The organism is Pseudoduganella sp. S-14 (assembly GCF_049913285.1).
Taxonomy (GTDB): domain Bacteria; phylum Pseudomonadota; class Gammaproteobacteria; order Burkholderiales; family Burkholderiaceae_D; genus Rugamonas.
Genome location: NZ_CP183991.1, coordinates 2,183,047 through 2,201,800, shown reverse-complemented (window position 1 = coordinate 2,201,800; position 18,754 = coordinate 2,183,047). Strand labels below are relative to the sequence as shown.

General features: G+C 63.6%; 15 protein-coding genes. All 15 read right to left on the bottom strand.

The window, feature by feature from the left end:
* Position 1: 1 nt before the first annotated feature.
* Positions 2-976 carry a glycosyltransferase gene (locus tag ACN9MZ_RS10080; RefSeq protein WP_426342009.1) on the bottom strand — a complete coding sequence of 325 codons (975 nt, stop codon included), beginning with the start codon at positions 974-976 and terminating at the stop codon, positions 2-4.
* Entirely contained in the window at positions 973-2,094 is a 1,122-nt protein-coding gene (locus ACN9MZ_RS10075; RefSeq protein WP_426342008.1) for a glycosyltransferase, read from the bottom strand. Before ACN9MZ_RS10075 ends, ACN9MZ_RS10080 begins: the two co-directional genes overlap by 4 nt.
* The gene (locus ACN9MZ_RS10070; RefSeq protein WP_426342007.1) at positions 2,091-3,599 is read right to left on the bottom strand and encodes a lipopolysaccharide biosynthesis protein; all 1,509 of its coding nucleotides are present in this window, start codon (positions 3,597-3,599) and stop codon (positions 2,091-2,093) included. The genes ACN9MZ_RS10075 and ACN9MZ_RS10070 overlap by 4 nt, the downstream gene beginning before the upstream one ends.
* Before the next feature lie 25 nt (positions 3,600-3,624).
* Positions 3,625-6,000, bottom strand: a complete 2,376-nt coding sequence (locus ACN9MZ_RS10065; RefSeq protein WP_426342006.1) for a heparinase II/III domain-containing protein — start codon at positions 5,998-6,000, stop codon at positions 3,625-3,627.
* A gap of 152 nt (positions 6,001-6,152) precedes the next feature.
* Positions 6,153-7,679, bottom strand: a complete 1,527-nt coding sequence (locus ACN9MZ_RS10060) for a hypothetical protein (RefSeq protein ID WP_426342005.1) — start codon at positions 7,677-7,679, stop codon at positions 6,153-6,155.
* Between the two features lie 15 nt (positions 7,680-7,694).
* Entirely contained in the window at positions 7,695-8,381 is a 687-nt protein-coding gene (gene epsI / locus ACN9MZ_RS10055; protein ID WP_426342004.1) for an exosortase-associated protein EpsI, B-type, read from the bottom strand.
* Positions 8,378-9,262, bottom strand: a complete 885-nt coding sequence (xrtB, locus tag ACN9MZ_RS10050) for an exosortase B (RefSeq protein WP_426342003.1) — start codon at positions 9,260-9,262, stop codon at positions 8,378-8,380. Before xrtB ends, epsI begins: the two co-directional genes overlap by 4 nt.
* A gap of 1 nt (position 9,263) precedes the next feature.
* The gene (epsG, locus tag ACN9MZ_RS10045) at positions 9,264-10,136 is read right to left on the bottom strand and encodes a chain length determinant protein tyrosine kinase EpsG (protein ID WP_426342002.1); all 873 of its coding nucleotides are present in this window, start codon (positions 10,134-10,136) and stop codon (positions 9,264-9,266) included.
* 10 nt (positions 10,137-10,146) lie between these two features.
* The gene (gene epsF / locus ACN9MZ_RS10040; protein WP_426342001.1) at positions 10,147-11,553 is read right to left on the bottom strand and encodes a chain length determinant protein EpsF; all 1,407 of its coding nucleotides are present in this window, start codon (positions 11,551-11,553) and stop codon (positions 10,147-10,149) included.
* Between the two features lie 9 nt (positions 11,554-11,562).
* Positions 11,563-12,354 carry a polysaccharide export protein EpsE gene (gene epsE, locus ACN9MZ_RS10035; protein ID WP_426342000.1) on the bottom strand — a complete coding sequence of 264 codons (792 nt, stop codon included), beginning with the start codon at positions 12,352-12,354 and terminating at the stop codon, positions 11,563-11,565.
* Positions 12,355-12,374: 20 nt separating this feature from the next.
* Complete coding sequence (locus ACN9MZ_RS10030; protein WP_426341999.1) at positions 12,375-13,256, bottom strand: EpsD family peptidyl-prolyl cis-trans isomerase; 882 nt, start codon at positions 13,254-13,256, stop codon at positions 12,375-12,377.
* Positions 13,257-13,316: 60 nt separating this feature from the next.
* Entirely contained in the window at positions 13,317-14,699 is a 1,383-nt protein-coding gene (locus tag ACN9MZ_RS10025) for an undecaprenyl-phosphate glucose phosphotransferase (protein ID WP_426341998.1), read from the bottom strand.
* Between the two features lie 15 nt (positions 14,700-14,714).
* Complete coding sequence (gene epsL / locus ACN9MZ_RS10020; protein ID WP_426341997.1) at positions 14,715-15,902, bottom strand: XrtB/PEP-CTERM-associated polysaccharide biosynthesis outer membrane protein EpsL; 1,188 nt, start codon at positions 15,900-15,902, stop codon at positions 14,715-14,717.
* Between the two features lie 23 nt (positions 15,903-15,925).
* The gene (locus ACN9MZ_RS10015) at positions 15,926-16,570 is read right to left on the bottom strand and encodes a CAAX prenyl protease-related protein (RefSeq protein ID WP_426341996.1); all 645 of its coding nucleotides are present in this window, start codon (positions 16,568-16,570) and stop codon (positions 15,926-15,928) included.
* A 230-nt stretch (positions 16,571-16,800) separates the two neighbouring features.
* Complete coding sequence (locus tag ACN9MZ_RS10010; protein WP_426341995.1) at positions 16,801-18,714, bottom strand: ATP-binding cassette domain-containing protein; 1,914 nt, start codon at positions 18,712-18,714, stop codon at positions 16,801-16,803.
* Between the last annotated feature and the right edge of the window lie 40 nt (positions 18,715-18,754).

Genomic DNA, 18,754 nt, shown 5'->3' with positions numbered 1-18,754 from the left:
TTCATCCTAGCAAGAACTGCTCGATTTCAGCGCCCGGTTCGCCTCGCCCCTCCAGCTTTCCCGCCGCCAGCCGCACGCGCTGTGCAAGTTCGGCGCGCCGCGCCGGTTGCTCGATCGCGCGCGCCAGCGCTTCACGCATCGCGTCGACGTCGTCATGCGGGACGAAGCCCGGGTAGTCTTCGCCGAGATAGGCTTCAATCGACTCGTGGCGGGTCGCGACCAGCGGCTTCCCATGCCGCAGGACGCGCAGCAGGACGCTTTGTCCGCAGGCCTCGCCGGCGCCGCGCAGCGGCATTGCCACCACGCTGCTGCGCGCCAGCAGGCCTTCGAATTCAGCCTCCGGCAGATCGCGCAGGATGCGGGTGCTGCCGCGCGCCGGCTGGCGTATCTGGTTGCGCTGCGAAGCGACGATCACCAGCGGCGCCGGCAGCGGTTCGGCCGCTTCCAGCAACAGGTCGTAATCGCGGTTGGAAAAGCCGCCGGCGAAAATGCTGCCGTCGTCGTCTTGCTGCGACGCACGGCCATCGAGTTCCTGCCGCCACAGATGGCAATGCACATCCTGCGGCGCCATGCCGACGTTCTGCACCAGGTTGCGTGCCTCGCCCGGCGAGAAGGCAATGAAGCCAAGGCCCGGCACGCGCAGCGCGCGCAGCAAGCGGTCGGCAAGGCGGCGCGCGCGCTTGCCGTGCACGAAGCAGCTCATGACCAGCAGGCGCTCCGGTCGCGGCAGCAAGCCTGCCTTGACCAGCGCCAGCACAGGCAGCGCCTGCCAGCCGACCACCAGCAAGCGGTCGGTCTTTTTCCACAAGCCGAAACAGCGCAGCAGCTTCGGCGAGAACATCGACAGCACGATCGACAGCTTGCCGCTCATGCCCTGCGCGCCGGAGCCGACGATCGTCACGCGTGCACCGCGTTCGCGCAGGTAGCCGGTGATGTCGCGATAGCTGCTCGCTTGCGGAAGCAGGACATGGATCATGGCCGCCGCCCCTCGGCCACCACCTCGCGCAGGATCTGCATATACTGCCGGCTCACCACCTCGGCCGTATGCTCGGAGGCGTAGCGCAGCGCGCCGCCATCCTGCAAGGTGCTGTAGTACTCGGCATCGTCATACAGGCGGTTGATGGTCGCCAGCATTGCCGGCACGTCTTGCGGCATCATCCCGGTCCATCCAGGCACGATGCTGAAAGTCGATTGCGGGCACAGCACCGGTGTGCGCGTCGACCACGAATCGCACAGGAAGCCCCACCCCGAATGGCTCTCCGTGTAGGCGAACCAGGCCGACGACAGGCGTTGCAGCGCCTCGATGCGCGTCACCCCTTGCACATGCTCGACGCGATCGCCAAGCCGTTCCTGCAGCTGTTTGACAATATGCGCATACGGCCCGCGGCCGATGACCACGAAGCGCTCCACCGGGGTGTGCTCGAGGATGGCAGGCACCGTCTGCAGCCAGCGCTCGCAATTCTTGTGGCGGATCAGCGAACCGACATAGATCATCTCGCCCTGCCGCCGCTCGCGCGCCGGCCGCCAGTCCGCCGGCCGCTGCGCGCAATGCGCCGCGTAGTAGGCGCGCCGCCCGCGCAAGCCAAGCGTGGCCAGTTGCGGCAGGTCCGCCGGATCGTTGCTCATGAGCGCATCGACCTGGCCGCACACCTGCCACCAGCGCATGCGCCCCGCAACTCGGCCCAGCGCCGGCACGCCGCCGTAATAGCGCCGCCGCAGCAACTGCACCGGGTCGGCCGACTCCACCCGCAGCAGCACCGGCACCGGATACAAGGGGCGCAACAACTCCAGCAGCGGCAGGCTGTGGAAGGAATTCACCAGCAGTACGTCAGGCTGGAAGGCATCGGCAATCTCGCGCACTTGCGGCAGGTAGCGCGCCGCTTCGTGCGACAGCGCGCGCAGGCTGGGAAAGATGCGGTGGATCGGTACGCCCTGGAAATTTTCATATGCCTCGCCCGGCTCCGAACTCTTGAGCGCCGACACGCGCGACGTCACAACCTGCACCGCCACGCCTTTCGCAACCAGGGGCGGCAGCACATAGGCTACTTCGTCGAAGGTCGGATTCAAACCCGGATAGATGGCAAGCACTTTCATGTGGCCTCGCGCAGTAGTTGGCGTCCCAGCACTCGGTTAATGAGCTGTCGATCTTTCTCATCAATTGCACCTGACAATAGCAGCGCTACAGCAAAAACGGCGCACAGCAGCAGGGTTCCCAGGGCCGCGCCCAGCACGCCCTGCCCCGGCAACAGCCAAGCCACGCAGGCCGCCGCGCCAATTGCCAGCAGTGCGCGCGCCCACCAGCGCAAGCCCAGCGGCCAGGCGAAGCCGCGCCGCCGCATGCCCGTCACCACCAGCCCGTTTACGATCAGCTCATTGCCCAGCAAGGCGGCAGGCACCAGCCACAAGCCCAGGGCCGCAGAGCCCAGCCAGGCCAGCAACGGCAGCACCAGCAAGGAGCACAGCGAGGCCAGCGCCCACATGCCCATCAGTCCAACGGCATTGCATACCACGTTGACGATCAGCCGATGCAGGCGCAGCGCCAGCCAGCCGCACAGCACCGCAAACAGCGGGCGGTATTCGCCAAAGCGCCCGCCGCTGGCCAGCTGCAGCACCAGGTCGCCATACACTGCCGCCACCGCCAGCACCGGCAGCAAGCTCAGTGCGCTGACCTTGAAGACGAAGTGCGCCCAGCGCTGCAATTCGCCGTAGTCGCGATTGCCCGCATAGGCGCCGATCATGCGCGAGCGCACGACCGAGAAAATTACCATGCCGGGCATGTAGTTGCGGATGATATCGGTCAAACGCAGGACGAATCCCAGTCCCGCCATGGCTTCCGGCGCCTGGCTGCGCGCCAGCAGCAGGATCAGGCAGGACGGCGAATACAGGTATTCCACGATGCCGCTGGCATAGTTATGCAGGGCCACGGAGCGCATTTGCCCGCGCGTGGGCGGCAGCCAACCCTCATGCGCCTGCGCCGGCAGGCTGCGCGCCGCATGCGCCACAAAGCCCGCCGCCAGCAGCAACGCACCGGCGCTGGCCGCCAGTTCCGCCAGCAGCAATTGGCGCGCCGTGCCGCTGCCCATTGCCAGCAAGGCGCAGGCGATCACCGTGCCGCGCAGCACCGTGACCAGCTGCATGCGCGATTGCCAGGCCAGCGCCTCCAGCGTGTTGTCGCGCAGGATGCGCATGACGCCTTCCACCACCAGCAGGATCGCTGCCACGCCCGCCAGTTCGGCCGGCAACGTGGCCGGCAGCACGCCGGCGTCGCGCGCCAGCAGCAGGCCGCAGGCGACCAGGGCCAGCAGCAGCAGGCGGCAGACGGCGACCGTCATCACCAGGCGCAGCAGGGCCTGGCGGCTGCCGCGCAAGCGATATTCAGGAAGGAAGCGCAACAGCACCCAGTCGAGGCCGAAGCTTGACAGCCCGAGGATGAGTTCCACTAGCGCCATGGCGACCACGTAGTGGCCAAATTCGGCGGACGGCAGTACCCGTGCCGACAGCCCAAGCACGCTGGCTGTCAGCACGGCGGTAGGCACCTTGCCTACCAGGAAAGCGGCGATATTGCGCCGCGTTTGGGGGCCCGAGTATGGTGCGGTCATAGCATGGCTCAGTCCCCCTGGCGGCTCAAGGCAGCGGCAACGTGATGGTCTGGCTGCCCACCGTCAGCACGCGGCTGGTGGTGCCGGTAGTCAGCTTGACCGCTGGCTTCTTGCAGCCTACATCCAGCAGTACGACAAATTCGCCCTTGAGTGCGGCCGGGCGCGTAAATGCCGCATGCTCCTCGATCCCCGTGCGCGGCGCCGGACCGTCACGCTTGACCAGGGAAGCCCCTGGCGTGATCGAACTCACGCACAGCGAGCGGTCGCCGTTGACGATGGTCGCCGTGCCATCGGCATTGACCGTGATGGCTACCGCCGCATGGAAATTCCACTCCCATGCATGGGCCACCGGCGCGGTCAGGGTATCCATCACCACTGCTGCATCCTGGCTGCGGAAGTACCATACCTTGCGCCGGTTCAGCGACAGCGCGCCTTCAAATGCCGGCGTGGCATCGCCTTCTACATAGTCCATCGCGGCCGTGGTCGAGAAGCCGGTGATCTTGCCATTGCGGCCCAGGTTGACCGTATTGCCGTCAATGCGCTGGCCCACGCCATTGTCGTAGGTGACAGCGTTGTGCGACTTGGTGGCACGGTACCAGCTGCTCCACAGGGGCGAGCCGTACCAGTCGTAATACCCGGCCTCGATCAGCAAGCGCTTGCCGCCGCTGTTCAGGACAATCGAGTTCTGGTCGCCGTGGCTGTGGTTATACGAGCCGTAGGGGCTGGACTTGAAGTACAGCGATGTGCGCTTGGTGTCCGCCAACGAGCTGTGCATGGCGGCCCAGCCCACGCTCGGATAAAAGGCGCCGTTCGGCGGCGGCACCGCGGTCGCCACGGTAGTGACCGGCAGCGGCGATGGCGCCTGCAGCAGGGTCAGTGGATCTTCCACCCCGACCATGCTGCTGAAGTACCACTTGGCCGCCGGCGTATTGAAGCGCGACGCAAAGGCCTTCAACAGATAGGTGTTGGGCACGTCTTCATGGCCATCGCCAAACACGTGGTTGGGCGTGCCCGGCGGGACGAAGTGCGCCATGAAGCGCAGGAAGCCGTCCGACCATGGCTTGCGGTAGATCGACACGCCCAGCGCCTGGCTCAGCGGGTCCCAGATCTGGACCGAGAAATCGGCCGCGGCCTGGCCATACGCGGTGCCGTTGGCATAGCCGCCTTCCGGACCGCTCCAGGTATAGACCTGGTGCACGTAGGTGCGCACCGCAAAGTCGAACCAGGTCTGCGCCGCCGGCACGTCGCCCAGGTTCAGCGCCGCGATCAGCGCCAGGAAGCCCAGCGTGTTGCCGCCGTGGGCGTCATACGGGTACTGGTCCATGCGGCCGTTGCTGCCCGACAGGTCATTGTAGATATCCGTGGTACGGCGCGCGATGGACGCTTGCCAGTTCGCCTTGCGCGTCGAATCGAGATTATTCCACAGCATGTCGAGCGCCTTCGACAGCGACAGCGCGATGGTGCGCGTCGCCTGGTCCTGGCTGGCATAGCTGGTCGGCCCGGTCGGGCTCAGCGCAGCCAGTTCGTCGCCGCGCTTGATCGCCTCGTTCAGGTAGGCCGGGGCAATCGCTTCGCCCTGCTTCAGGCGGTACAGCAGGGCCGCGGCTTCCACCTGGTGCGCAGTACGGTTGATGCGGTTGCGGATATCGGAGTTCTGGTTGCTGAGCGCAGTAGTCATGGTGCCGCTGCTGACCAGCGGCCAATCGCTATCGAGCACGGGCGCCATCGTCATGCGCGACTGCACGGTCTCGATCAGGCGCCGCACCTGGTCGCCGCGCTCGGTCACCATGGCCGAGGTCCACTTCAGGTAAGGCAGGAAGTTCGGCGCCAGCATGCGCGAACGGCCATGGCGCAGCACATTGTCGCGCAGGGTTGCATTGTCGTAGACCTCGAACTTGATGGCACTGCTGTCGATGGTGAAGTTGCGCACGGTCGACCAGTCCTTGGCCACCGCTTCAGCCAGCGGCACCACTGCGGCTTCGGCTGCCGCTTCGATCTGCGCCAGGTTGGCGCCGGCCGCCTTGGCCTTGGCGCGCGCCGCCGCGTCGGCATCGTTCATGGCCTGGGTGCGGGTAAACGGCGCCACCTTCCAGGTGTAAATGCCGGCTGTGGCGAAAGCGTGGGTCGGCAGCAGCCAGTTGCGCGGCACAACGTGCTTGATGGGCGAGGCAGTGCCAGGCGGCTGGATGATGACCAGGTACCAGGTGGACGTGGTGGCAATCGGATAACGCGACCAGGAAAATCCGGGCGGATTCTGTGGCTGCAATTGCATCTTGTCCGGCGCCGGGCGCACCGCCTCGATGTTGGGGGAGATCGCCCAGTCGGCGCGGCTCGCACCTGCGAACGTCGCCAGGGCAGCGAAGACAGCATACGGCAACAGGGAATATTTAACGAATTTCATGTGATACTCTCCAGACAATTTCGTTTGCGAATCAATAAGTTAACCACATTTTGATCCGGCTCAACAAGGAAAGTCTACATCACGCATTTCACAAATTCGTTTCTGTGCGACAAAATTTTTGTAACAATGTCGCTCAGAAATGACACAATTCCCTAGCGTTGGGACGAGCCGAAACGGCACAACTGGACAATCGTCCCCATGCACATCATCAGGAGCAGCTGGGCGGTGGGTTCATCCATCAACGCGCGGTTATATACGAGCATCATCAGGAACAGCAGCATGGCTGCGACACAGGTATCTGCCAGCGCGAGCTGGGCCACGCTACCTTGTTTTCGGCGCACGTAGCGCCAGGCAGCTAGCAGTGAAAACAGTAGCATGGAGCTATAAGCGAGAGCGCCCAATAGGCCCACATCCCAGAGCAGGATCGCCAGCGCCGTGGCGTCGAGATGCAGTGGCTGGTAGCGCTTGGCGACCTCGCCCGCACCGAGCAGGCCGGACGGTTTGCTGGCGCCCGGTCCGTAGCCAACCAGGCGGCGCGGCACCGATGCCAGCGGGTCATGCGCCCATAGCGCAAGCGAGGCGGCGCGGCTGATTTCACCGGTGCGGTAATTGACGTTGTTCGGGTCGAAGAAGTAGCCGCCGCCGCGGTCCAGCTTTTCGGCTATGCTATGCGCCGACTGCACCTTCTTGCCCCAGTACAGCGTTTCGTACACGGTGTAGGTGGTGCCGACGAAAGCTGCAAGCAGCACGGCAAAGCCGATGAAAGCGCCGATGCTGCGCAGGATGCGCCGCCGCAGCACCCAGGCCAGCACCAGCGGCAGCCAGATGAAGGCTGCCTTCACCTCGCCCAGCAGGATGATGGCAAAGCCGATCGCCTGGAAAGCCCACATTGCCTTGCCCGACATCTGGCCCGCGTTCCAGCGCGCCGCGGCATAGCCCATGGCCAGCACGGTGAACAAGACCATGATGGCGCTATTGCCGCCAAAGCCCGGCGTGCCGCCAAAGGTCCCCACGATCGAATCGAAGGTGGTTGTCGTGGCGACGAAGAAGTGCTGGTACAGCACCACCGGCACCTGCGCCAGCACGACCCAGAACATCATGCGCCAGCTGAGCTCCAGGTGCTGCTCCTTCCAGCGGAACCAGTACAGGGCAAACAGCACCGAAAACATCGGCAGCATGGCTTTCGCCGCCGAGAAGATCTGCGACTTCGGCACCCGGTTGAACACCAGGCTGATCACGAAGGCCGCCACGAACAGCAGTGCCGCCAGCTCAACGGTCGAGCCGTCGCCCTTGCGCATGCGCTGCTGTTCGCGCTTGTGCACCACCAGGTCGAGCAGTGCACGGCAAAAGAACAGGATGGCCAGGCCGAAGGCCAGCCAGGCGGCCGGCCGCAATTTCAGGAAGTAGACGGCCGAACCTTGCAGCAGGAAGGTCAGCACGAACAGGCACCAGAACATGCCGTGCAGCGGCAGCACGAACACCATCAGCACCGACAACACGGCCGTGCCGACGATGGCCACCAGCGGCGGCGAATCGAGCCCGCCGACCACGCCGACGAACACCGCCAGCAGCAGGAAGGGGAGCAGCAGCATCAGCGGCAGCCCGCGATTCGGGCGAACCAGAGCGCGCGGCCCGGCGGCGACGGCAGTTCCCGCTACAGCCCGGTGAAACAATGGCATGCGCATCGTCGCCCCCTATCCTTCGAACACGCCGACCAGGCGCTCGCGCGCAGGCTTGTCGAGCGCAGACAACAGCGCGCGCACGAACTGGTCATGCAGCGCGTACGCCGTCCCGGCTTCGCCGCTGATGCTGGATACCCGTACCAGCATCCCGTCCGGCACCGTGCCGCTCAGGCCGTAGCGCAACTCCTGCAGGCGCTGGTCGACGCCGGGCATGGTCGCCTTGCGCCCGACCGTGATCCAGTAGGTAATCGGTTCCTGGCGCGCCCCGGCAACGGCAAACAGCCGCTTCACCGGCAATACGCCAAGTCCCGTATCGAGGCTGCCTTTCTGGCCGTCGCCCACGGTAAAGCCCTGTGCCGTGTAGCACACCTCCGGCTTGTGCACGCCCATATTGTCGCCCTGGTCGCCACCGTAGGCGATCGACAGCATGATGCGCTCGCCACTGCGGTTGACGTAGGTGCGGCCGAGGGTCTGGTTGTAGATCTTGTCCAGCTTGGCCTGCGTGGCGGGGTCGACCTGCAGCGGCATCACGTGCGTATCGACCTGCCACTCGCCGAAGGTGCGCGGCACCATCTGCTCCAGGCTGAAGCGCCCTGCCGCATCGGCCATGCGCGCGGTCGGGGTCAAGGCCCGTGTCAGCGCCGCGGAACACACCATCAGCGCACCCAGCGCCACGCTCACCATCATTGATTTTTTCATGAGTTGCGCCACCTGACGAACCATTGCAGGAAGGCGTCCACGCCGATAATCAGCAGCAGCGCCGTGATAAACAACACCATGCCGGCAAAGCCGTGCAGGAAGCCCTGCCCCGCCGCATCGCCAAGGTAATAAGTCACCAGCGACAGCGTGATCACGCGGATCACGTTGGCGGTAAAGGAAATCGGGATGATCAGCAAGGCCAGCGCCACGTTGCGGAAAGCCGAGGAGTGCCGCACCACATTCAGGTAAAACAGCCCGAGCGCCTCCAGCGTCAGCAGGGTTTGCAGCCCGGCGCAGGCATCGGCCACCAGCAACTGGTACTGGCCCACCTGCAGGATCACGCCGCTGCGCGCAATCGGATAGCCTGCCGCATACAGCATGTGCTCGGTCGCCCACGATACCGCCATCTTCATCGGCATGGTCAGCATGCCGACCAGTGGCCCCGGCAGCGGCACCATGAAGGCCATGAAAAAGAAGGCAAACCACTGCACGCGCAGCGCGCCATGGCCGCATTTGAGCATCAGCACCGCAGCCAGCAGCAGGACGAAGGAAGCGATCTCGAAGGCGATGATGCCTTGCGAGCGGCCCAGGATATAGGCCAGCAGGCCCACCCCCAGCAACGGCCAGCCGGCGACGGCCGGCTGGCCGTCGGCGCGCGCCAGCATGGCCGGCCATTGCCGGTACATCAGCCACAGCGCAAGCAGCAGGATGATCGGTCCATGGGCCTGCTCCTCAGTCGCCCACAAGCCGGTGAACAGGCGGTAGAAGGTGGGGACGTACAGCACCTGCATGCCGACCAGGACGGGGGCCCAGTCGGGCAGCGCATCGCGCAGGGCCGCACGCGCGGCCGCTGGCGGGCGGATCGCCAGGCCCGGTTCCACCTCAGAACTCCAACAGCACGGAACCCAGGACTTCGGCCCCGGCATAGCGCACCTGCTCGCTGAGCGCCGCCACCTCATACAGCGAAGTGGCATTGCGGTGCACCACCAGCAGCACGCCACGGGCACGCGCCATCACCGGCAGCGAATCGTGGGCAGTCAGCACGTCCGAGGTGTCATACAGCACGATATCGTGCAGCGCCTCGAGCTGGGCATTGAGGCCAGTGAAATCCTTGCGCGCCAGCAGTTCGGCCGGATTGGGCGGCAGCGTGCCGGCGCCCAGCACCGCCAGCGATTCGAAGGCGTCGATGCGCGTCACCGCCGCCATCGTGGCGCGTCCGGCCAGCATGTCCGACAGGCCGCTCTTGCCCTGCAGGTTGAAGATCTCGTGCTGCGCTGGCTGGCGCAGGTTGGCGTCCACCAGCAGCGTGTTCTGCCCCAGCTGAGAGAACACCACCGCCAGGTTGGCAGCAAACAGGCTGGTGCCCGAGCCCGGCTCGACGCCAACGATCGCCAGCGACTTGTGGCCGCGCGCAAACCAGCGCAGCATCAGCTGGCCGCGCACAGCGCGCAGCTTTTCGACCTGGCGGCTGAACGGGTCATAGGCCGCCACCAGGCGTGAAGAAAAAACCTTATCCCCGGCCGGGATGTAGGGATAGTCAAACTGCCGCGCCAGCACCTGCTGGATGTCGGCCGCACTGACCATGCCCAGCGCCTGTGCCGCCTCGCCGAAGCGAACGCCGGTTTCCTCCTGCATGCGCAGCACGGCATCGGTATTCTCCGGCGTCAGCTTGCCGGCCTCCTGCAACAGGGCGCCGATGGTCGCATCGCCGACGCCGTGCGGCGAGGCGGGATTGAAATGCAATGGGCTGTTCATCAGCACCTCCTCAGTTCAGCCGCAGCGTGCGCGGCGCATGCAGGTGCGGCAGGCCGAAGCGGCGCTGGCGCGGCGGATTCCAGTCGATCGTGGCCAGCACCGGAATGTGCACCACTTCGGCCAGGTCGGCTTCCGACCGCACGCGGCGATCGAACATTTCGGACAGCATGGCAATGCCGATGCCCAGCATGCCCCCCAGCAGTAGCGACAGCACGGTATTCAGCACCACGCGCGGACCGGCCGGCTCGATCGGCGCCACGGCGGGGTTCAGCACCGATACATCGGACTGGTCGGAACCGCCCTCGATGCGGGTCTGCGAAGAGCGCTGGGAAGCATTGTCGAAGGCTCGCTGGGCGCTCTCGACATCCTTGTTCAGCACATTCATTTCATCGCGCTGGCGATTCAGCTGCAGTACCTTGGTTTTCTGCTCGGCCAGTGCCGTGCGCAGTGCCGCTTCGCGCTGGGCGAACACATTGGCGTTGTTGCTGACCGAGGAAGTGACCAGGGCGGTCTGCTCGTTGAGGCCAGCCCGCAGGCGCGCCACTTCCGCCGCGGCACTCTGGTATTGCGGATGGTTGCGCCCCAGGCGCTGGCCCATTTCCGCCAGCTTGGATTCCTGCTGCGCCAGGTTGACGCGCAGGTTCTGCACTACCGGGCTGGCCGTCACGTCCGGCGACGCGCTGCCGGAACCGTGCGCCACCGCCTGCCTTGAATTGGCTTCCATCGCCTGCGACTGCGCCGCCACCAGTTGCGCCGACAGGTCGTTCAGGCGCATCGACTCGACGTCGAGCCGGTTATCGACGCTGACGATGCCGTGCTCCTGCTGGTATTTCGATAGCTTGGACTGCGCTACCTCCAGGTTATCGCGCAGCAGCTTCAACTGTGCGTTGAAATAATTGGTGGCCTTCTTCATCGGCTCGACCTTGAGCTGCACATTGATCTTCTGGTATTCGTCGGCAAAGGCATTGGCCACCGCGGCGGCGAACTGCGGATCGGAGGCCTTGAAGGTCACGTTCAGCACCGAGCTTTCCTTGGCCGGTACGATATCGAGCTTCTTTTGCAGCAGCTCGGCCAGCCAGTCGCGCACTGTGCCCTTGCCGCCGGTGGACTCGTTGAACTGGGCAATGACAGCCGGGCTTTCGGCCAGCTTGAGCTGGTCCACCACGCGCAGCGCGACATTCTTGCTGCTGATGATGTCGATCTGCGTCGCCATATAGCCGGGCAACAGCTGGCCCGGCAAGGCCATCCCGGTCAGCGGGTCGACGCCCTTGTAATTCATCACCAGCGAACTGGTCGCCTCATATGTCTTGGGCAGCAGCAGGCTGACGACGAGGGTGGCGGCCACCGTGACCAGCAAGGTCAGCAGCACGATCTTCTTGCGCGCCTGGAGGATCAGCAGGAACTGGGCGAAATTCATGACACCTCCTTAGAACCAGCTTTCCTTGATGAAGATGACGTCGTCGGTCTGCACCACGTCCTCGTTCTTGGCGGCGATCACCTGCACCGTGCCGTCACCGCTGCGGCGCTTGATCTTGATGCCGCTCTCCGTGCCGCGCGGGGTCAGGCCGCCGCCGACCGCCAGCGCCTGGCTGACCGTCATGGTGCGCTCCAGCCGGAATGCCCCGGGCCGCTGCACTTCGCCATAGATGTAGAAGCGCGGCGAACGTTCGGCATAGATCACATCGTTGGGGCCGAGCTCGATCTCCTTGTCCAGCGCCCCATTGCGCACCATGTCGACCACGTCGATCACGGTCTTGCTGGTCTTGCCATCGCGGGTGCGCACCACGCTCACTGTATCGCCGCCCTCGGCATTGAAGCCGCCAGCCTGCGCCAGCATGTCCATCACGCCACGCTTGCCGCCATCGAGCGGATAGCGGCCCGGTCGGTTCACCATGCCCAGCACCGACACTTGCGCGCTCTGGATCTGCGAGACGATGATGCTGACCTGGGCCGTTTTCAGGTAGCCCTTCTTGACCAGCTGTTCGCCGATCGCCCGCTCGGCCTGCTGCACCGTCATGCCGCTGACCTTGACTTCCCCCAGCAATGGGAACGTGATCTTGCCCGATTCGCTGACCCGGGTTTCGGTCGCCATGTCCGGATTGCCGAACACGGAAGCCTTGATCACGTCGCCCGCGCCCAGCGTCAGGTCGGCTGCTTGTGCGCAGCCTGCACCCAATACCAAGGCCATCGCCATCATCCACATCAGTAGTCGTTTCATGATTGCTCCTCGATCCAGTGTTATTTCAGGCCGGCCACACCACGTTCCAGTGCGGTGGCCGGGGCGCCCGCGTCCGCTACCGGCGAGGGCTGGTTGATATAGGCGATCTTGGCGCTGGCGCGCAGGCGCTTGACCTCCTCCTCCGCCGCCTCCTTGCCTTTCTTGGCGACCAGGTACTGCTCGATCTGCGGCCTGGCCGCATCCAGTTCCACGGGCGAAGAACGGATGTCGGCAATGGTGACCAGCATGCTGCGCTCACCCTCGCGCACGATGAAGAGCTGGCCCTTGGACAGCGCCAGCAACTTGGCCGACAGCTCCGGCGGCAGTTCCGAACCGCTGCGGCTCAACTGGGCTTTCTGGTACTTGACCTTGTGCTGGTCGAGCCAGGCAGCCACGTCGTCAAGCGAACGGGTCTTGTCCATCACGGCCTTCAATTCATCGGTCACTTCACGCGTGGGCAGGATGATTTCGTGCATGTCGAAGTGCTTGCGTTGCGCGAAAAATTGCGGGTTCTGGCTGTAGTAGGCTTCCACCTCGGCCGCGCTCGGCTTGGCCGGCGTGCCCAGGCGTTTTTGCATATAGGCCTGCGCCAGGATCACTGAGCGCGCCCGTTCGATCGCCTGCACCACGCGCGGGTCGCGGTCGACTTTTTCTTTCGCCGCTTCGCCGATCAGCAACTGGCGGTCGATCAAGGCCTCCAGCGCCTGCTTGCGCGCGGCGTCCTGTTGCGTGGCCGGCGCGTTGCTGCGCGACAGTTCGTCGTTCAATTGCATTACGGTGATTTCCTCACCGTTGACATTGGCCAGGGCCTGGCCCGGCTTTTGTTCCGCCTTGCTGCTGCAGGCGGAAACGAGGACCACCAGCATGCCCGCGAAAGCCATATTCGGGTTGATGTGCTTCAAAATATCCTCCCTCGACTGTTGCAACTCATTCTAATAGCGCGACCAGCGCGCACGATTGATTCAGTACGCGTTTTGCCGCTTCAACACAACCTTGACTGTGCGCAAGATGATCCACAGGTCGAGCCACAGCGACCAATGGCGCAGGTAGTCCAGGTCATAGCGGATACGCGCTTCCATCTTTTCCAGGGTCTCCGTTTCACCACGCAGGCCATTGACCTGGGCCCAGCCGGTAATGCCCGGCTTGACCTTATGGCGCAACATATAGCCCTTGATTAGCTTGCGGTATTGTTCGTTGTGGGCAACGGCATGCGGGCGCGGCCCGACAATGCTCATCGTTCCTTGCAGCACGTTGATAAATTGCGGCAATTCATCAAGCGAGGTGCGGCGCAGGAAGGCACCGATCTTCGTGATGCGCGCGTCATGGGCGGTGGCCTGCTTCACCACCGGGCCGTCCTCCGTCACGCGCATCGAGCGGAATTTGTAGACAATGATCTCCTCGCCATACAGGCCATAGCGGCGCTGGCGGAAAATCACCGGGCCCGGTGAACTGATCCACACGGCCAGCGCAATCACCAGCATCAGTGGCGCCAGCGCCATCAGGATCGCGCTGCCGATGATCACGTCGCTGGCGCGCTTGACGATGCCGTCGAAGCCGACAAACGGCGTCTCGCAAATCGCCACCACCGGCATCCCGCCCACGCTGTCGAAACGCGCTTGCATCAGGTCGAACACATAAATATCAGGCAGGAAATAGACCGAGGCCGTGGTGTCCTGCAACTCGTCGAGCAGCTTGCGGATGCGCGGCTGGGCCGAAATCGGCTGGCTGATGAAGATCATCTTGATGTGGTGATCGCGCACGAAACTGGCGACATCGCCCATATTGCCCAGCACGGGATGCGACAGGCCGGACTTGCGGCGGTCGGCAGTACGGTCGTCGAAGAAGCCGCGTACACTCAGGAACAGGTTGGGCATGCGCTCCACGGTGCCGGCAAACTTGGTACCGACTTCATTGGCGCCGACGATGACCACTGAGCGCACCTCGCTTTCCTTGGCCGGGTCGGTGCCGACATGGCGTGCCGCCAGGTGACTCATGAGCAAGGCGAACGGCGTGGCCAGGAACCAGCTGAACACCACGGCTTCATCGTAGTGGTAGGCCAGGCCGCTGACATTGCCGAGGAAGACCAGGATCACGGCGGTGACGATCCAGCCCATGAAGATGTCGCGCGCATAGGCCGTGATGCGGCCGCTGCGCCAGGTGCGGTAAGGATCGACGTGCTGGTACACCGCCGACGAGATGAAGAAGGCCAGTACCATCAGCACCAGCGAATACCCGGTAAACGGCTCCCCGTACACCATCGACGTGGCGTACAGCATCCCCATGATGATCAGCGGATCGAGCACACGCTGGAAAAAGGAGACCAAGGGAATATCGTTTACCGTCATCGTCGCTCCTTGTCATCAGAACTGCACTGTGGCCATGAAGGAAACACCCTTGGCCTTGTAGCTGCCGGTGCCAATCAGCGGCGTGCCGGTGCGGCGGTCCTTGAAGCCGGTCACGCTCAGCTGGACCTTGCGCCAAGGCTGGTAAACCACGCCGACATTGGTGCTGCGCGTGGTGTCGCTCGGATCACCATTGAAGGTGACGTAGGGCATGCGTTCGAATTTCCGTTTCTCGCGCTTGATGCCGGCATTGACCTGCACCTTGGCCGAAAGATCCCAGGTGGCATTCAGGCTGGCGCCCTTGTTGACGCTGTTGTTGACCACGATGCTTTCCACCGCCGCGAATTCGCGCCAGGTTTCGGCGGTAAAGCGCAGCTTGCTGCGCGGGCGCCAGTTGACGCTGGCGCGGCCGTTCAGGCCGCTGGTGTCGCGCTCGGTAAAAGTATCGTGCTTGCGCTTGGCGTAGCCGGCCAGCAATTGCAGCTGTGTGATGTCGCTGTACAGCCAATTGATATTCGCCTTCAACTCATCCTGGGTATAGTTCTGGTCGAGGAAGGTAGCGCCAATGCGGCGCGGATTCAGGAAGTTGCCTTTGATATGCCGCGCCACCAGGCCGACCCTGCTGCCGCTCGAAGCGTGATAGTCGATACCGACCTCACTCCGGTCTTCCTTGCGGTTGTTCAGGCTTTGCGCTTCCAGCTCGTAGTCGAAGCGATCGCGCTGGAAGCCGGTATAAATGCGCCAGCTCGGATGCATGCGCCAGCCACCATTGGCGTACTCGCGGCGCTGGGTGCGCAGGTTGCGCTCTTCCGAGTGGAAATCGTTGAACGGGGTCAGCACCTGCTGGTAGCTGCCGCCGATATTGCCGTCGAAGTGGTTGCCCACCACCCAGGCCCAGTCCAGGCTGAAATCCTTGCCGTTGTAATCGAGCTGGTCGTAGTGGTCGAAAGTCACCCGAGAGACTTTCGCTTGCCCGGTAATCTTCTGGCGCCCGATGGGGCGATCCAGCGCAATGCCGGCAATGGCTTGCGTGGCGCGGTCAGAACGCTGGATGCCGTCGGGCGTATTATCCGGCAGGCGCAGCAGGTTGTCGTCGTAAGTCTGCCCTACGCTGATAAAGGGCTTGAAGGTTTCGCTGATATCCGCCTGCGCCGGACAGCACGCCAGCGCGGCAGCCAGCGCCAAAGGAGTTGGCAGGGTGCGCATATTATTTTTAGCCTTATTTAACACTACCAATAGGTCCAGCTGCCGGTCACCATGATCCAGGCAGCCAACAAGCCGTTCGTCACGGCGTGCCCCAGGATGGGAGTCCACAGCGTTTCGCTGCGCATGTACAACAAGGTGTAAGCAAGGCCAGCAATCATTCCGGCCAGCCACAAGTTATGTTCGATACCGAACAGAAGAACAGAAATCCCCACAGCGCGCAAGCCACAACGTGCCGGCCGCTGCAATAGGAAGTTACGCTGCTGAAGCCAGCGCAACAGGAAGGAGCGCCAGAACAGTTCCTCCATCAAAGGCACCACCACTGCCGCACCGGCGGCGCGCACGGCGACCAGCGGCCAGTCGATGCGCCCATCCTCGCCCGCTGCATCGAAGCCACGCGATGTGCCGATTTGCATCCAGTTCGCGTCCAGCACGAGCCAAAGGGCAAAGACGCCGGCGCCGACGGCTACTGCAACGAAGACGTCGCGCCGTACAGGCAAAACCCGCAACTCCCGGTAGTGATTGCGCCACGCCAACAGCATGGCCATGACCAGCGCAATCTTGGCGGGATACAGCCAGCGCATGGCGTTCGCGTGCGCACCGAATCGTTCTAGCACGTCGGCGAAGATGATGAAAACAATGAAGGTAGCGAAAGGCAGCACGCGTGGCATAGCCGCGCCGCTGTCGCTGGCGTGCAGTGCAAGCACTGGTGCGGCAGCCGCCCTTGCGTGGGGCTGCTGGGAAACGCGTTCAGGTGGCTGCTGTAAAGTCACGATATCTGCCTTCCCGTTGGAAACACCGACGCATGCATGCCTCGGCGTTAAGGTTGGCAGATATTACAGCGGGCAATCGTGCGCAAGCGCACGAAAGTGAGAAAGTGCAAACAGTGGATTGAGTTACATCAAACGTTGTTTCTTGATTCGATTGCTTCCCAACGTTCCAGCGCCGTCATCAGATCTTCCTCAATCTGTGCGATGCGTTCGTTGAGGCGCTTTGCTTCCGCTGGCGTCTTCTTATAGAAATCCGGGTCGGACAGCGCGAGGTTCAGCGCGGTCTGTTCATCTTCCAGTTTAGCAATGAGTTGAGGCAACTCTTCGAGCTCGCGCTGTTCCTTGTAGCTGAGTTTTTTCGCCTTGGCCGGCGCCGGGTCGGCGGGCGCCGCCGGTGCTGCTGCAGGTTTTGCTTCAGCCTTCTTCGCTGCAGCCGCAGCCGCCACGCCGGTGTCGCGCACGCGTTCCCAGTCGCTGTAGCCGCCCACATACTCTTTCCACTTGCCCTGCCCTTCGGCAACGATTACCTGGGTCACCACGTTATCGAGGAACATGCGGTCGTGGCTGACAAGGAAGACGGTACCGGCGTAATCCTCCAGCAGTTCTTCCAGCAGTTCCAGGGTGTCGATGTCGAGGTCGTTGGTCGGTTCGTCCAGCACCAGCACATTCGCTGGCTTGGCGAACAGGCGCGCCAGCAGCAGGCGGTTGCGCTCGCCGCCGGACAGCGAACTCACCAGCGAGCGCGCGCGTTGCGGCTCGAACAGGAAGTCGCCAAGGTAGCTCATGACGTGCTTGCGCTGGCCATTGATCTCGACCCAGTCGGAGCCGGGCGCAATGGTATCGGCCAGCGTGGCGTTGTCGTTCAATTGCGCGCGCATCTGGTCGAAGTATGCGACCTGCAGCTTGGTGCCTTGCTTGATGGTGCCAGAGTCGGCCTGCTCTTCACCGAGGATCAGCTTGAGCAGCGTGGTCTTGCCAGCGCCGTTCGGGCCGATCAGTCCGACCTTGTCGCCGCGCATGATGATCGCGCTGAAGTCGCGCACGATGACCTTCTCGCCGAAGTCCTTGCTGACGTTTTCCAGTTCCGCCACGATCTTGCCGGAACGTTCGCCGGTGCCCACTTCCAGGCGCACCTGGCCTTGCTGGTCGCGGCGCGCGGAACGCTGCTCGCGCAGGCGTTCCAGGCGGCGCACACGGCCTTCATTACGCGTGCGACGTGCTTCAACGCCTTTGCGGATCCACACTTCTTCCTGCGCCAGCACCTTGTCGAACTTGGCGTTCTCCACTTCCTCGATCGCCAGCTGTTCCTGCTTGCGCGTCTGGTAGGCGCTGAAGTTGCCAGGGTAGGACAGCAAGATACCGCGGTCCAGTTCGATGATGCGTGTCGCCACGTTATCAAGGAAGGAGCGGTCGTGGGTGATGAACAGGATGCTGCCCTTGAAATCGCGCAGCAGGCTCTCCAGCCACTGGATCGAGCTGAAGTCCAGGTGGTTGGTCGGTTCGTCCAGCAGCAGCACGTCCGGCGCGCCAACCAGGGCGCGCGCCAGCGCTGCACGCTTCTTGGTGCCGCCCGACAAGGTCTCCACCAGCACCGAACCATCCAGGCTCAGGCGGCCCAACACGTTCTCCACCTTGTTATCCAGGTTCCAGGCATCGCCTGCATCCAGCAGGACCTGGATGTCGTGCATGCGATCCATTATCTTGTCATCGTCGCCCTGGCCGAACTGGCTGGTCAGCGCGTCATATTCCTTGCGCAGCGCCGGCAGTTCGCCCAAGCCTGCTGCCACGGCATCGTGCACCGTATGGCCGGCCTCGAACTGCGGCTCCTGTTCCACGTAGACGATCTTCAGGCCCTGCTGCATCACCAGCAGGCCGTCATCCAGCTTTTGCATGCCGGCGATAATTTTCAGCAAGGAGGACTTGCCGGTGCCGTTGCGCCCGATCAGGCCGACCCGCTCCCCGGTCTCGAGGGAAAATTCAGCGTGGTCCAGCAGGGCGTGGTGGCCAAAAGCCAGTTGTGCAGATGTTAAGGAAATGACAGCCATGTGAATGCAAATAGGGGCAGAAAACAAGCATTTTACCTGT

Bases quoted from the DNA above. Each gene is read 5' to 3' on its own strand.
- ACN9MZ_RS10015 (WP_426341996.1), bottom strand. From the start codon at position 16,570: ATGCCACGCGTGCTGCCTTTCGCTACCTTCATTGTTTTCATCATCTTC.
- ACN9MZ_RS10070 (WP_426342007.1), bottom strand. From the start codon at position 3,599: ATGACCGCACCATACTCGGGCCCCCAAACGCGGCGCAATATCGCCGCT.
- epsE (WP_426342000.1), bottom strand. From the start codon at position 12,354: ATGAAACGACTACTGATGTGGATGATGGCGATGGCCTTGGTATTGGGT.
- ACN9MZ_RS10065 (WP_426342006.1), bottom strand. From the start codon at position 6,000: ATGAAATTCGTTAAATATTCCCTGTTGCCGTATGCTGTCTTCGCTGCC.
- epsI (WP_426342004.1), bottom strand. From the start codon at position 8,381: ATGAAAAAATCAATGATGGTGAGCGTGGCGCTGGGTGCGCTGATGGTG.
- ACN9MZ_RS10025 (WP_426341998.1), bottom strand. From the start codon at position 14,699: ATGACGGTAAACGATATTCCCTTGGTCTCCTTTTTCCAGCGTGTGCTC.
- ACN9MZ_RS10075 (WP_426342008.1), bottom strand. From the start codon at position 2,094: ATGAAAGTGCTTGCCATCTATCCGGGTTTGAATCCGACCTTCGACGAA.
- ACN9MZ_RS10060 (WP_426342005.1), bottom strand. From the start codon at position 7,679: ATGCCATTGTTTCACCGGGCTGTAGCGGGAACTGCCGTCGCCGCCGGG.
- ACN9MZ_RS10080 (WP_426342009.1), bottom strand. From the start codon at position 976: ATGATCCATGTCCTGCTTCCGCAAGCGAGCAGCTATCGCGACATCACC.
- ACN9MZ_RS10010 (WP_426341995.1), bottom strand. From the start codon at position 18,714: ATGGCTGTCATTTCCTTAACATCTGCACAACTGGCTTTTGGCCACCAC.
- epsF (WP_426342001.1), bottom strand. From the start codon at position 11,553: ATGAATTTCGCCCAGTTCCTGCTGATCCTCCAGGCGCGCAAGAAGATC.
- epsG (WP_426342002.1), bottom strand. From the start codon at position 10,136: ATGAACAGCCCATTGCATTTCAATCCCGCCTCGCCGCACGGCGTCGGC.
- epsL (WP_426341997.1), bottom strand. From the start codon at position 15,902: ATGCGCACCCTGCCAACTCCTTTGGCGCTGGCTGCCGCGCTGGCGTGC.